Source organism: Neorhizobium alkalisoli (genome assembly GCF_002968635.1).
GTDB lineage: Bacteria > Pseudomonadota > Alphaproteobacteria > Rhizobiales > Rhizobiaceae > Neorhizobium > Neorhizobium alkalisoli.
Genome location: NZ_PVBN01000004.1, coordinates 140,362 through 154,443, shown reverse-complemented (window position 1 = coordinate 154,443; position 14,082 = coordinate 140,362). Strand labels below are relative to the sequence as shown.

Annotated in this window: 14 protein-coding genes and 1 other RNA gene; 8 read left to right on the top strand and 7 right to left on the bottom strand. The window is 59.6% G+C overall.

What is annotated here, in order from left to right:
- The first annotated feature begins 123 nt into the window (after nucleotides 1-123).
- Entirely contained in the window at nucleotides 124-636 is a 513-nt protein-coding gene (locus tag C5L13_RS10785; RefSeq protein ID WP_105383298.1) for a pyridoxamine 5'-phosphate oxidase family protein, read from the top strand.
- A gap of 24 nt (nucleotides 637-660) precedes the next feature.
- On the opposite strand, the gene C5L13_RS10780 is transcribed toward C5L13_RS10785, so the two are convergent.
- Complete coding sequence (locus C5L13_RS10780) at nucleotides 661-1,509, bottom strand: MBL fold metallo-hydrolase (protein WP_105383297.1); 849 nt, start codon at nucleotides 1,507-1,509, stop codon at nucleotides 661-663.
- Nucleotides 1,510-1,709: 200 nt separating this feature from the next.
- Between C5L13_RS10780 and C5L13_RS10775 the strand changes: the two genes are divergently transcribed.
- Entirely contained in the window at nucleotides 1,710-2,441 is a 732-nt protein-coding gene (locus C5L13_RS10775; RefSeq protein ID WP_105383296.1) for a dienelactone hydrolase family protein, read from the top strand.
- 120 nt (nucleotides 2,442-2,561) lie between these two features.
- Complete coding sequence (locus C5L13_RS10770; protein WP_105383295.1) at nucleotides 2,562-3,488, top strand: manganese catalase family protein; 927 nt, start codon at nucleotides 2,562-2,564, stop codon at nucleotides 3,486-3,488.
- A gap of 39 nt (nucleotides 3,489-3,527) precedes the next feature.
- Here C5L13_RS10770 and C5L13_RS10765 read toward each other — a convergent pair whose 3' ends face one another.
- The 6 genes from C5L13_RS10765 to C5L13_RS10740 all read right to left on the bottom strand — a co-directional run bounded on the left by C5L13_RS10765 (nucleotide 3,528) and on the right by C5L13_RS10740 (nucleotide 7,446).
- Entirely contained in the window at nucleotides 3,528-4,352 is an 825-nt protein-coding gene (locus C5L13_RS10765; RefSeq protein WP_105383294.1) for a TIGR00282 family metallophosphoesterase, read from the bottom strand.
- Nucleotides 4,353-4,378: 26 nt separating this feature from the next.
- Nucleotides 4,379-4,954: a 5-formyltetrahydrofolate cyclo-ligase gene (locus C5L13_RS10760; protein ID WP_105383293.1), complete on the bottom strand. Its 576-nt coding sequence runs from the start codon at nucleotides 4,952-4,954 to the stop codon at nucleotides 4,379-4,381.
- Entirely contained in the window at nucleotides 4,954-6,240 is a 1,287-nt protein-coding gene (locus C5L13_RS10755; protein WP_105383292.1) for a hemolysin family protein, read from the bottom strand. Before C5L13_RS10755 ends, C5L13_RS10760 begins: the two co-directional genes overlap by 1 nt.
- Nucleotides 6,241-6,551: 311 nt before the next feature.
- Nucleotides 6,552-6,710: non-coding RNA, 6S RNA (gene ssrS, locus C5L13_RS10750), on the bottom strand.
- 62 nt (nucleotides 6,711-6,772) lie between these two features.
- Nucleotides 6,773-7,150, bottom strand: coding sequence for a cell division protein ZapA (locus C5L13_RS10745; protein WP_105383291.1), 378 nt, complete (start codon nucleotides 7,148-7,150; stop codon nucleotides 6,773-6,775).
- A gap of 23 nt (nucleotides 7,151-7,173) precedes the next feature.
- Nucleotides 7,174-7,446, bottom strand: a complete 273-nt coding sequence (locus C5L13_RS10740) for a DUF4164 domain-containing protein (RefSeq protein ID WP_105383290.1) — start codon at nucleotides 7,444-7,446, stop codon at nucleotides 7,174-7,176.
- A gap of 320 nt (nucleotides 7,447-7,766) precedes the next feature.
- Here C5L13_RS10740 and tkt point away from each other — a divergent pair, with 320 nt between their 5' ends.
- From tkt to C5L13_RS10715, 5 genes are all read left to right on the top strand, one after another.
- Complete coding sequence (gene tkt, locus C5L13_RS10735; protein ID WP_105383289.1) at nucleotides 7,767-9,749, top strand: transketolase; 1,983 nt, start codon at nucleotides 7,767-7,769, stop codon at nucleotides 9,747-9,749.
- Nucleotides 9,750-9,812: 63 nt separating this feature from the next.
- Nucleotides 9,813-10,823 (top strand): type I glyceraldehyde-3-phosphate dehydrogenase, encoded by a 1,011-nt coding sequence (gap, locus tag C5L13_RS10730; RefSeq protein ID WP_105383288.1) that lies wholly within the window; start codon nucleotides 9,813-9,815, stop codon nucleotides 10,821-10,823.
- 550 nt (nucleotides 10,824-11,373) lie between these two features.
- On the top strand, nucleotides 11,374-12,147 hold the full coding sequence (locus C5L13_RS10725; protein WP_105383287.1) for a dCTP deaminase domain-containing protein: 774 nt from the start codon (nucleotides 11,374-11,376) through the stop codon (nucleotides 12,145-12,147).
- On the top strand, nucleotides 12,147-12,500 hold the full coding sequence (locus C5L13_RS10720; RefSeq protein WP_105383286.1) for a hypothetical protein: 354 nt from the start codon (nucleotides 12,147-12,149) through the stop codon (nucleotides 12,498-12,500). Before C5L13_RS10725 ends, C5L13_RS10720 begins: the two co-directional genes overlap by 1 nt.
- Before the next feature lie 19 nt (nucleotides 12,501-12,519).
- On the top strand, nucleotides 12,520-13,464 hold the full coding sequence (locus C5L13_RS10715; protein ID WP_245571233.1) for a hypothetical protein: 945 nt from the start codon (nucleotides 12,520-12,522) through the stop codon (nucleotides 13,462-13,464).
- Nucleotides 13,465-14,082: the final 618 nt, after the last annotated feature.

The window sequence follows — 14,082 nt, the reverse complement described above, 5'->3', positions numbered from 1 at the left end:
TCGAAGCCTTGGCCGTTCAAGGCATTTTGCGGTGGATCGGGAGGCTTTTCGAGGAGCGGAATGCCGGAACAAAGGCAAAAGCTTGTCGTTTTGTCACCTTGGCAAACAACAAGGAGACACTCGATGGCTAGCCTTACTGAAGCCCGCGAAGCGCCGGAACGTCAGCTCTGGGACGAGATCAGCAATATCCATGCCGGCATGCTCGGTATCGAAGGCTCCCACATGCATTTCCAGCCGATGGCGCCGAATGTCGACCGAAAGACCAACACGATCTGGTTCTTCACCAAGACCGACACGCATCTGGCGCGGGCGATCCGCGCAGGCTCCAAGGCGCATTTCTGCGTCGTCGGCAAGGATCACGATTACCACGCCTGCCTCACCGGCCCCCTGGAAATCCGCAAGGACCCCGCCAAGATCGATGAGTACTGGAGCGCCGTGACTGCGGCCTGGTATGAGAACGGCAAGGACGATCCGATGCTGACCATGCTGGCCCTGCGGGTCGAGGATGCAGAAATCTGGGCGTCCACCGACAGTTCGCTGAAATTCGGCTGGGAGATCGCCAAGGCCAATCTCCAGGACGAGAAGACGCCGGAGGTCGGCGTCAAGCAGCATCTCGCCTTCCCGCAGTTCCACTAGCAGACTGGATGCACAGGCAGGGGCTCAAAGCCCCTGCGGCACCAGGATGGTCGGCTTTTTCGGCAGGCTGCGCATCGAAACCTTGATGGTCTGCTCCTTGGCATAGGCGATGTCGAAGCGGCCATCGAACATGGCGAGGAAATTGTCGAGCGGCGGCCCCCACCGATGCATCGGCAGGATCAGCGACGAGCGCAGCCGCTGCACGACACGGCTCATGCTGTCCGCCCCCATGGTCAGACCGCCGTCCACCGGCACCATCAGGATATCCAGTCTGCCGATCTCGGTATATTGCGCCTCGGTGAGTTCGAAATGCAGATGGCCGAGATGACCGATGCAGAGGCCGGAGATTTCAAAGATGAAGATCGAATTGGCGTTTTCCTCGACGCCGCCTCCCCAGGAGCGGATGTCCGAAACGACATTGCGGATATAGGCATCTCCCACCATCAGCCGATGCTCGGCCTTCTCGCCCGGAACGTCGCTCCAGCCATGCAGGACATGCGGGATCTTCGGGTCCGGCTGGAGCGAGTAGTGAGTGGAATGCGCCTTGTTCATCGTTACCACATCCGGTAGCCGCGACGGCTGATAGACGCCGCTATAATCCGTCGCGATGCCTATGCCTTCAGGAGTTTCGATGAAATAGGTGGAATGGCCGACGAAGGTGATATTCACCTCCTCCCTTTCCGCAAGGGCAAGGTTCTTCTGCGCCTGGGCGAATTGCGGGCCCGGCGGTTTGAAGCTCGCGAACATGACGCCAGGGAGTTTCTGAGCTATCGCCTGGCACTGGCTGACGGGTAGTCCGCCATCCTGCGCCGGCGCGGCTAGGGCCGAAAGGAAGAAACCGGCCAGACCGAATGCGAGAGCCCGTAGCATCATGCCACTCCCAAGAACTGCGTTCCTGCTCATTCCCGCGCGAAAGATGCGGCAATGCTCAAGGCCGGTCCAGATCGAACTGTCCCGCACCCCCTCACAATTCTGTCATTGGTGAAGCCCCCGGAATTGATTAATGACAAGCTGGACTGCCCCGATGCAGCTCGCCCGGCGGCTGAACTGCAACCTGTTGAAAGGAGCCTCTCATGAAGCATGGCATTGAGATCAGGACCGCCGATGGCATCGCCAAGGCCACCGTCATCAGGGCCGACAGCGGCACCCGGACCGACAAGGGCGTCATCCTCTATATGGATGCCTTCGGGCCGCGCGAGGCCCTCTACGATATGGGGCAGCGGATTGCCGATGCGGGCTACGCGGTGCTCGTGCCCGATCTCTATTATCGGTCGGGCTCCTATGGTCCGTTCAACCCGAAGACCGCCTTCAGCGAGGAGGAGTCCAAGACGAAGATCCGGTCGATGATGCAGGCTATCCCCCAGGAACTGACCGCCCGGGATAGCGAGACCTTTATCGACACGCTCACCCGGGAAGGCGCGACGGGGGCGATCGGCGCGGTCGGCTACTGCATGGGGGGCGCCCGCGCGCTCACCGCCGCCGCCCGCTATCCCGACCGCATCAAGGCCGCCGCGAGCTTCCACGGCGGCAATCTCGCAAGCGACGCGGAAGACAGCCCGCATCGGCTCGCCGACAAGATCAAGGCGCGCGTCTATGTGGGCGTGGCGGGTGTCGACAACAGTTTCCCACCGGAACAATCGGCTCGTCTGGCCGAAGCGCTCCGCATCGGCGGTGTCGATCATGCGATCGAAAATTACGTCGGCATGGCACACGGCTGGACCGTGCCGGATCACAGCGTTTATGACCAGGCAGGCTCCGAGCGGCACTTCAAGCGCCTGCTGACACTGTTTGAAGAAGCACTTTAGGCCGCAAAGACGCCGGCAGGATCTCGCGTTTTGCCGAAAGCACAGTTCCGCCGGATCTCCAGGCGGAACTTTAGGTTGTCAGCATTGTTGGGGTCGGACTTCAATCAGAGGAACGTCCCGATGTTTATGCGAGTAGACCAACTGCAAGCCGCACTCCCGGCACCCAAGCGCGCCGATCCCAATGCAGCCGCAGCCCTGCAGGAGCTGCTGGGAGGCAAGTACGGCGAGATGTCAACGCTCGGGAACTATATGTTCCAAAGCTTCAATTTCCGTTCCAAGGAAAAGCTCCGGCCCTTTTACAGCCTCGTCGCGGCCATAACGGCCGAGGAACTCGGTCACGTCGAGCTCGTAAGCAACGGCGTAGCGATGTTGAACAACGGCCCCGACATCCCGGATGGCGATGCCGGTGACGGCGGAGATATCTCCGGAGCCCCCTTTGAGGATATGAAGGATATCCGCCTGGCTGCGGCTTTTCTCTCCGGAGGCGGCGGCGCGATGCCGGTCAACAGCAACGGCGTTTCTTGGAACAACGACTTCATCACGACGACCGGCAACGTCGTTTTGGACCTGCTGCACAACTTCCATCTGGAATGCGGCGCGCGTCTCCACAAGCTCCGCGTCTACGAGACGCTTTCTGATCCGACCGGTCGGGAGGTCTGCGGTTATCTTCTGGTGCGAGGATCTGTTCATGCACACGCCTACGCGCTTGCGCTGAAGAAGATCACGGGTGTCGAGATCGAAAAATTTCTGCCCACACCGAATATTCCGCTGAGCAAAATTCCGGAGAGCCAGAAATATCTCGACGAGGGCTCGCATCGCCGCCTCTACACTTTCAGCCCCAACGACTACAAGGAAATGGCCGGCATATGGGGGAACGGCGAAGTGACCTTGCCCACCGACCCGCCAGGCGAACTCGAAGTGATTGATGGGATGCCTGAAGGAGGAAAGATCCAGCAGCTTGTCGGCGTGCCTTCGGCCTTCACTCCCGACTATGCTCCGGAGGAAATGTTCGAGATCGCCCAGAAACTCTACCAGAAATCCCGCTAGAGAAGTCTGGCTGGAAGCATTGTGCTTCCAGCCAATTTCTCAATTCCAGAACGGCGGAATGGTTTCGGCCAGCCTCGGGCCGATCCGGAGCGGCGCGATCTTTTCGGCAAGACCGGTGGAATCGGAAATCTCGATGCCGAGGCCACAGATGGTGGCAGGCCCGGTCGCCGCCTCGAACCGGCCTTTCGGCATCTTCGAGATGAAGCGGTTGAGCGGTTCCTCCTTGTCCATGCCAAGCGAGGAGTCGTAATCGCCGCACATGCCGGCATCCGACATGTAGCCCGTGCCACCGTTCAGGATCTGGCAGTCGGCCGTTGGCACATGCGTATGCGTGCCGACCACGAGGCTGGCGCGGCCATCGACGAAATGCCCGAAGCACTGTTTTTCGCTGGTCGCCTCCGCATGGAAATCGAAGACGATCGCATCCGCCTGTTCCTTCAATGGGCAGGCCGCAAGGATGACCTCGGCGCTCTTGAACGGGTCGTCCAGTTCCGGATGCATGAAGACGCGGCCCATGATGTTGGCGACCAGCACCCGCGCACCGTTCCGGCCGTAATAGAGGCCGGAGCCCCTGCCCGGCGTGCCGGCCGGATAGTTGGCGGGCCGGAGAAACTGGTCGTGCCGGCCCGCGAAACCGACCGCGTCCTTCTGGTCCCAGACATGGTTGCCGGTCGTCACCACGTCGGCGCCGGCATTGATCGTCTCGAGGAAGATATCTTCGGTGATGCCGAAACCGCCGGCGGCATTTTCGCCGTTGACGATGACGAAATCGAGCTTCAGGTCGGAGACGAGGCCGGGCAGCTTTTCCCAGACCGCCGTACGGCCGGTCTTGCCCACCATGTCACCGAGAAACAAAAGGCGCATTCTTGTCCAATCTCTGTCTGGCCTGACTATTCGAAAGGCCGGTAGCCGCTTTCCGTCAGGATCGCGTGAAGTCTGATATCGTGAGGTTCAGCGGGAACAGATGCCACTTCCTGGCAGTCCAAGGCAACGCCGATCAGCTTCGGGTCCAGACCTTTTTGCTGCAGCCGGTGGATTGCCCGGTCGTAATAGCCGCCGCCGTAGCCGATCCGGTGGCCAACCGCGTCGAACGCGGAGAGCGGCACCAGCATGATGTCGGGATCGAGCACCTCTGCCTCCGGGCCCGGCCCGAAAGTGCCGAACGTTCCGGCGACCAACTCGGCGCCCTTGACGAGTTCGCGGAACACGATCGTCTGTTTGTCGAGGATGACCGGCACGCACAGCCGGGCGCCGCGATCCCTCAAAAGCGCCATCAGGGGCCGGAGATCGACCTCTGACCGGATGGGTAGAAACCCGGATACCATGGCGCCTGGCTCGGGAAAAATGGCGGCCGCTCCGTGGGAGGCAATCGAAAGGCTCTTTTCGATGCGTTCCTCCGGCGGCACGGCATCCCGGGCCGCCAGCCGTTCGCCGCGCAGCAGCGCTTTCATTCGGCCGCCCGACATCACGCCTTTTCCAGCGCCCGGCGGACGAGCAGCTTGTCGATGCGGCGGCCGTCAAGATCTATCACTTCGAAGATCCAGCCATGCGTGGTGAAGCTTTCGCCCAGTTCCGGCAGATGCTTCAACTCGTCGAGCACAAAACCGGCAACGGTCTCGTAGCCGGGATCGTCGCCGATGGGCAGGCCCATCTGATCGGCGAATTCGTCGACCGGCATCCAGCCGGCAATCAGGAACGAGCCGTCGTCGCGCACCACGATCGGTGGTTCCTCCTTCTCGTCCTCCTGGAAGACGCCGGTGATCGCTTCAAGAATGTCGCCGGAGGTGATGATGCCTTCGAAATGGCCATACTCGTCATAGACGAGCGCCATATGCGCGGGCGCCCGCCTCAACGCCTGGATGACGTCGAGCGCTCCCGTGAGGTCGGAGACGACCGGGGCGTCGCGCATGATCGCGTTCACGTCGAACTGTTTGTCTCCGGCCATGAACGCGTAGAGATCCTTGACGAAGAGGACGCCGAGAATTTCGTCGGAACTGCCGTTGCGCACCGGCAGACGTGAGCGGGGGGTGGCACGGAGCTGGGCGCGGATCTCGTTGAGGTCATCCTCGATATCGATCACTTCGACCTCGCGGCGCGGGGTCATGAGACCGCGGGCGGTGCGGTCCGCAAGCCGCATGACGCCGGAGATCATGGCGGATTCCTCCGTCTCGATCACGCCGGCGCTCTGGGCTTCCGCGAGCACGGTGCGGATTTCCTCGTCGGTCACGCGGTCGCTGGATTCACCCCTCTGGCCGAGCAGGCTCAGCAACAGGCGGCCGGATACGTCGAGAAACCAGACGAGCGGCGCGCCGATCTTCGAAAGCAGCATCATGGCCGGCGCGGCGCGTGCGGCAACGGTTTCCGGGGAACGCAACGCGATCTGCTTCGGCACCAGCTCACCGACGATCAGCGAGAGATAGGTGATGGCGACGACTACGGTACCCACGCCCAGCCAGCCGGCCAGATTTGCTGACAGTCCCTGGGTTTGCAGCCACACGGTGAAGCGTGCGCCGAGCGTGGCGCCGGAAAAGGCGCCGGAAAGGACGCCGACCAGGGTGATGCCGATCTGGACGGTGGAAAGAAAACGGCCCGGATCTTCGGCAAGCTCGATCGCCTTCGCCGCTCCCCGGTTACCCGCTTCGGCCATGACCCTGAGGCGCACCGGGCGGGAGGAAACGACGGCAAGTTCCGACATTGCCAGAACACCGTTGAGAACGGTGAGTGCAATGACGATGAGGATTTCGGTTAACAAACGGGGCTCTTCAGCTAGGACACTATTCCTGTACGCGAAACAAAAAAGCCGCTTCGAAAAACGGCCTCACCAGAATGATGGCGCCGGAGCGCCGCATTGGCAAAGTTTCGCGCACAGATCGGAAAACCGGAGCCCGGTTCTCGGAGCTATGCACCTTCGCTTGCACCGGGAAATCATAGGGTCCGGTTCGGCCCTTTGCAATGGCTGGAACAAAATCAGCAGGATCGGCGCCGGCTTACCGCTCCGGCCCAAGCCGAAATCAGCTCGGCAGGAGCCCGAAAAACCGAGGAGAGAGCCTTGAGGCGGAGAGAGTGCGATCCGCGGCAGCCGATGGAGATTTACGATCCTGGGCGCCTACAAACGTAGGTGGGCGCCGTGTGTCCAAGCCCACGGGCCTGGTCAGGGACAGCTCCCTTTGGATCGAGTATGGCCCCAGGGATTGTGGTTCCTGTCGAGAGGCGCAGATCGCAGCCGCAATATAAGGGCTGACTTCATTCCGCGCCAGTGGCGTCGTAGCGCTTTTTGCCGAATCTCAATTGACTGCGGCCGGTGCTCGCCCGTTCAGCTTGGCGGTAAGACCTTCGAGCCGCATGGCGAGCTCGCCGAGCGCCGAGACGACGACCTGTTCGTTTTGCCGCTGGTTTTCCAGAACGCCGTCACTGTTCGTCTTGAGCGACGCGACCTCCGTTTCGAGGGCGGCGATACGGCGGGAGGTCTCGGACAATTCGTCCATGATCATGATTCCGGCCATGACGGTGATCCTGAGATCGCCGATTTCGCCGAACTGGCTCTTGAGATGCCCGACATAGCGGTCGAAGCGCTCGGCGAGATCGGTCAGGTGGTCTTCCTGCCCCTCTTCGCAGGCCATCCGATAGGCCTTGCCGTCGATCGTTACCGTTACCTGGGCCATGGGCTTCCCTCTGTTCTCTGGCGTCAGCGATCCAGAACGGCGCGGATGGTTTCCATCGCCGTCACCAGACGCCGGGAGACTTCGCGATTGACCTCTTCAAGGCGGTTGGCTCGAAATTGCGACTGGTCGAGCTCCTGGGCCAGACGCGCGCGATCCGCATGGACGCGGCGAACTTCGCCTTCGACGTCCTGGGCCTCCCGCTGGCGCTCGATGCGGGCATCGACGGCGCTCTCCAGGCCGCCGATGGCAGCCTTGAGCTCCGAAATCACCGTTTCGATCGTTTTTTCCCCCGGCATGAAACGCCTTCCGTCGATACGCAAGGTGGACCGAATCGAAACAGTTCACCTCTCCAACAAGCTCAGCAGACTATTCACCGTCCGCGAGCCGGTCAATCAATCCAAGCGCGCCGAACATGTCCTAACTGTGGATCGCCGATGGAGCCCTTGGTCAAAGTTGCGACAGTGCGATGCAGAGGCCGCATCGGGGAAACTTGCCCATTCCGCCTCAGTTCAGGCCCCGCTTTTGTTGACTTGCGCGTTGCACCTGCTAAGGATCACCCGCTCTCAGACGGTCCATACCGGGGCCGTGATCGACACCCGTAAAAAGCGGATAAGCCATGATTTCTCGCGACAAACATAACCGGATGGCGAATGCGATCCGATTCCTTGCCATGGATGCTGTGGAGAAGGCCAATTCCGGCCATCCCGGCCTGCCGATGGGCGCTGCCGACATCGCGACCGTGCTCTTTACCCGCTATCTCAAATTTGATCCGAAGAACCCGTTGTGGCCGGATCGCGACCGTTTCGTGCTGTCCGCCGGCCATGGCTCGATGCTTCTCTACGCGCTCCTCTACCTGACGGGTTACGAGGACATGACGATCGAGGACATCAAGCAGTTCCGCCAGCTCGGCTCGAAGACCGCCGGCCATCCGGAATACGGCCATGCCTCAGGCATCGAAACGACCACCGGCCCGCTCGGCCAGGGCATCGGCAATGCCGTCGGCATGGCAATCGCCGAAAAGAAGCTCGAGCTGGAATTCGGCTCCGACCTGCAGAGCCACTTCACCTATGCGCTCTGCGGCGACGGCTGCCTGATGGAAGGCATCAGCCAGGAAGCGATCGCGCTGGCCGGCCACCTGAAGCTCAACAAGCTCGTTCTCTTCTGGGACAACAACAACATCACGATCGACGGACCGGTCAGCCTGTCGGATTCCACCGACCAGGTCATGCGCTTCAAGGCGGCTCACTGGAACACGATCGAAATCGACGGCCACGACACCGACCAGATCGCATCCGCGATCGAAGCCGCACAGAAGTCCGACCGCCCGACCTTCATCGCCGCCAAGACCATCATCGGCTTCGGCGCGCCGAACAAGGCCGGCACCCACAAGGTTCACGGCTCCCCGCTCGGCGCCGAAGAAATCGCCGCCACCCGCAAGGCGCTGGATTGGGAAGCCGAAGCCTTTGTCGTACCCGCCGACGTGCTCGATGCATGGCGGCTTGCGGGCCTCCGCTCCACCAAGACGCGCAAGGAATGGGAAGACCGCCTTGCCCAGACCCAGTCTGAAAAGAAGGCTGAGTTCGTCCGCCGTTTCGCCGGTGACCTGCCTGGCAATTTCGACAGCGCCATCGACGCCTTCAAGAAGAAGATCGCCGAAAACAACCCGACGGTCGCGACCCGCAAGGCCTCCGAGGATGCGCTCGAAATCATCAACGGTCTGGTTCCGGAAACGCTCGGCGGCTCTGCCGACCTGACGCCGTCGAACAACACCAAGACGAGCCAGATGAAGGCGATCACGCCCGCCGACTTCTCCGGCCGCTACATGCACTGGGGTATCCGCGAACATGCGACCGCCGCAGCAATGAACGGCATTGCCCTGCACGGCGGCCTGATCCCCTATTCGGGCGGCTTCCTGATCTTTTCCGATTATTGCCGCCCCTCCGTCCGCCTCGCGGCACTGATGGGCATCCGCGTCGTGCATGTCTGGACGCATGACTCGATCGGCGTCGGCGAAGACGGACCGACCCACCAGCCGGTCGAACATCTGGCCGCCCTGCGCGCCATTCCGAACCTCCTCCTCTTCCGCCCGGCCGACGAAACCGAGACGGCCGAGTGCTGGCAGCTGGCGCTCAAGGAAAAGCACCGCCCGTCGGGCCTCGCGCTCACCCGCCAGAACCTCGCCCCGGCCCGCAAGGTCTACGAAGAGAAGAACCTCTGCGCCCAGGGCGCTTACGAACTCGTCTCGTCTGCCGATGCCAAGGTGACGATCTTCGCGTCCGGTTCGGAAGTGGAAATCGCCCTCAAGGCACAGGCTCTCCTGGACGGCAGGGGCATCTCCACCCGTGTCGTTTCCGTGCCCTGCGTCGAACTCTTCCTCGACCAGTCGGAAGACTATCAGCGGGCGATCATCGGCAATTCGCCGGTCAAGATCGCCGTCGAGGCGGCGGTGCGCGAAGGTTGGGACCATTTCATCGGTCCGAAGGGTACCTTTATCGGCATGAAGTCGTTCGGTGCTTCCGGCCCGGCCAAGGATCTCTACAAGCACTTCGGCATCACCGCGGAAGCGGTTGTCGTTGCGGCCGAGAAAGAGCTCGCCTGAGCCAAACCATTCATTCGAAGACAAGCCAAAAGCGAAGACAAGCCAAAAGCGGGAGTATGTAAAATGACTGTCAAGGTTGCCATCAACGGGTTCGGCCGCATCGGCCGCAACGTTCTGCGCGCCATCGTGGAATCGGGCCGTACCGACATCGAAGTCGTGGCCATCAACGATCTCGGCCCGGTTGAGACCAACGCCCACCTGCTGCGTTACGATTCGATCCACGGCAAGTTTCCCGCCGACGTGAAGGTTGAGGGTGACACGATCACGGTCGGCGGCGGCAAGCCGATCAAGGTCACCGCCGTCAAGGATCCGGCAACCCTGCCGCACAAGGAACTCGGCGTCGATATCGCGCTCGAATGCACGGGCATCTTCACCGCCCGCGACAAGGCCGCCCTGCACCTGACTGCCGGCGCCAAGCGCGTCATCATCTCGGCTCCGGGCGAAAACTCCGACCTGACGGTCGTCTTCGGCGTCAACCATGACCAGCTGACCCGGGAACACCTGGTCATCTCCAATGCGTCCTGCACCACGAACTGCCTGGTTCCGGTGGTCAAGGTCCTCGACGACGTGGTCGGCATCGATCATGGCTTCATGACCACGATCCACTCCTATACCGGCGACCAGCCGACGCTCGACACGATGCACAAGGATCTTTACCGCGCCCGTGCCGCCGCACTGTCGATGATCCCGACCTCGACGGGCGCCGCCAAGGCCGTCGGCCTCGTCCTGCCGCACCTCAAGGGCAAGCTCGACGGCACCTCGATCCGCGTTCCGACCCCGAACGTCTCGGTCGTCGACTTCAAGTTCGTCGCCAAGAAGGCAACCTCGGTCGCCGAAATCAACGAGGCGATCAAGGCCGCCTCCAACGGCGCCCTGAAGGGCATTCTCGGCTATACCGAAGAACCGCTCGTTTCGCGCGACTTCAACCACGACAGCCATTCCTCGATCTTCGCGATCGACCAGACCAAGGTGCTCGAAGGCAACTTCGTCCGCATCCTCTCCTGGTACGACAACGAATGGGGCTTCTCGAACCGCATGTCGGACACGGCGGTGGCATTCGCGAAGCTGATCTGAGGACTAGAGAGGCTGCCCTTTAGGCGGCATCGGCAGGATATGGACCTCCTCCCGCAAGGGAGGGGGTTTTTGTTTGCGGGGATGCCGGAAGGACGGTGCTGGCTTCGATAGAAGCACGTCGAGAACAAACGCTACCAGCCGTGAAGCACTCATGGCAGCTTTGCGCCAATAGGAGACATTCGCTGTGCGTAGAGCGGTGACCGATTTGGGGCCGCTTCTTGACAGTCCGCTTTTGGCGTCGATGATCAGTTGGTTGCCGTCTAGCAATGGCTCCTCAACGGACCGCTCCGCGACCCGATCTCAGCCGTTCTTTCGCAGAAGGCCAGCTCCGAAACGTCCGCCCCCTAATGACGCAAGGCGGCCGTAGCCAGGCCATCGTCGGTTACAATGACGTAAGCTCGTCGAAGGGAGCGAACCGACGACCCGTCAGTGCATTCGCTGCGGCAACTTTCATTGTATACGATCTTCTCCAGCTCCTTTCTACACTACTTCCTAGTTATAAACGGTAATATGCAACCGAATATAGACATCCGAACTACAGGTTGGGGAAATGACACTTAACGACCGAGACATCTTCAATGCAATTAAGAATAGCCGACTTATCACCAATTTCGACGCCAAAGGCATTGCAGGGGCATGCTACGAATTGCGGATGGGCAGCGTCTATTACGACCTAAGCGAGGGTGGGAAACGCTTTGAGCTGGCGAAGGGCGAGCAAGTGCTAATCAAGCCTGGTCACCGAGTGGTCCTGATCACTGCAGAGGAGCTTACGGTTCCTCAAAATCTGCTGGTTCGAGTTGTCAGTAAGGGTGCGTTGTTCAGCATTGGTCTAAGTCCCGTTTCCACCTACGCAGACCCCGGCTTTGCCGGCAACCTAGGAATCGTGACCCAAAACATCAGCGACAAATACATTCTTCTTCCGCAAGGGGAGCCGATAGCAAAGGCAGATTTTACGCAACTCTCCGGAGATGCAGAGCGCCCCTATAAGGGTCAGCATGGATTTCAAGCTGGCATTTGGCCCATAAAAGCTCACCTTCAAAAAGATTACGCTGACGTTAGCGGCGACAAACGCGTGAACTCTGAGAAACAAGAGGCCTTGGCTCTTCTACCGTCAGCAACACGTACGGCGATCGAACGCCTAGAGCTAACCATAATCTTAACTTTGGCAGCAGTTTTCCTTGCGATAGCAATGAATGCCATTTTCATTTTCCTTGTAGAGGGAAAGGTCCTTGATCAGTTTTGGGGCATCGTGGGAAATCTGTTGGCGAGTGGGCTCATAGGGCTCGTAACGATCTTTATTAGTATCTTCAGAAGGAACAAGTGATGCAACTTTCCGAACTTATTAAATCCCAGATCGACGCTGACGAACGTCGCGGCTTCCCTGTCAAATTCGCTGGCGACATAGAGCGGCACGATCAGCTCATGCGGGACCTAGTAGGTCTAATTAGTGAGGTCGGTGAATTTGCTGACGGCTTGAAGAAGGTGGGCCTTGCAGTTTCAACTCCTGGCTACAAGGGGCCAAGCCTTGACGATGCGACGCCGCAACTTCGGTCTGAGCTTGCGGACGTGTCGATCTATGTCTTCCGCTTGATCTCAGTCCTTAATGGAGATTTAGAGAACGAGATTGTTCGGAAGATGAAGATTAACCGAGAGCGGTACCAATACCTTGAACAGTAGGCTTATTTTTTTTGCTGCAGTGAATACTGGTTTCGTAACTGACGGGCGCCCTGATCACCGATTTTTGGAATTTTACGAAAGCCGAAGTTCTCCTGAGCTATATTGCTCAATAGTTGGCAACGTTGTTGTACCCAACGGACATGGGAGCAACGCATCGACGCCTATGATCACTGGGGATTCTATTTGGGCTGAGCTTGCAAAGGGGATCAGTGACGGCGGAGCAAGTCCCGGCATTCAACTTGCGACAACTTGGGCAGGATACACCGGCTCTAGGAAGTTTGTGACGTTAGCGCCCAACACAGTAATCGCAGAAGGGCGAGAGCTAACTGCAAGCATGGGTCTGCAGGGCATAGAAAAAGTTATTGAGTCTTTCCGTGCAGGTGCTGCGATGGCAGTCAAACATGGATTTCGTCATATCCAACTTCATGCTGCTCATGGGTATCTCCTCAGCCTTCTGATCGACCGTCGCATAAATCCTCTAGCTGATCATGTTATCAATGAGCTAAAATTGCTCGCGGAGTGGTTGAATATGGAAGGAGTGGAGAGTTCCATACGCATGTCCTTAAAAACTGGAGATAATGACTTCGACAAAATTGGAACCGTCGGTTTTCAAGACGAGATTGCGACTCTTCCGTTTAGTTTCGTAGATTTGTCTTCAGGTTTTTACAATGTGGATAAGCGGTTGATCTATCCCGCCAGGCCGGAATTTATTGAAGCAAGGATTTCAGAGAGCCGAGAAGTTGCTATCAGAAACCCGAATAGAAAGTTCATCTTCTCGGGTCGTGTCCAGATGAACGGCTGGAACGATCTGCCTCCTAATATGCATCCCGGCTTTTGCCGAGATATTATTGCCAACCCCAAATTCCTGCGGGAAACCGAACGCGGTTGTTTAAGTCACAACAAGTGTCATTATTACTCTAGAGGCGAAGCTCACCTCACATGTGGGCAGTGGACACCGCGTTAGGCGAAGCCTCGAACCGCTAACGCGCTGCAGCGCTTCGTTCAAGACGAAGCCTGCTAGGTCAGATTGGGCGCTCGCCGCATCGACCGGAAGTGCAGAACCTGGCACGCAAGTTGCCGTCTCGCCGATCCACCACAAGTCCGCTTCTGGCCGATGGCAAGGATGCGGGCTTTGGCCGGGATGGAGGCGCAAAGTTCCCCCGCAGAAAATCGCATCTCTATTTCTGCTTCGGCCGAAGCGCCACCAGATTTTTTCATCCTCACCTTTCCCCGCCCCCTCCACCCATGCCTAAAATCTCCCCGCTTCCGTCGCCGGAGTGTTTCGCGAGACGTTCGCGGGCAGGCGGAAGCCGGCGCTTTCATCGGAACCGTAACGTGCGGGAACGGTGGAAGAGGTGAAAGCCATGGAGCGTCCGTCGCAAGACGGGCTCTCCTATCAAGCCTCCCCCTGGCCGCCGGGCCGGGTTCGGTTGAGCCGTCCAAGTGGCAGGGTTTCCCGAAAGGAAATCGCGAACGAAGCCACGCAGCGAGGCGAGGTGATCACCTGTAGGGACCGGAAGTCCCGAAAAGACGCCGAAGGCCACGCGAATGCGGAGCCACACTATACAATTCCAATGAGGTT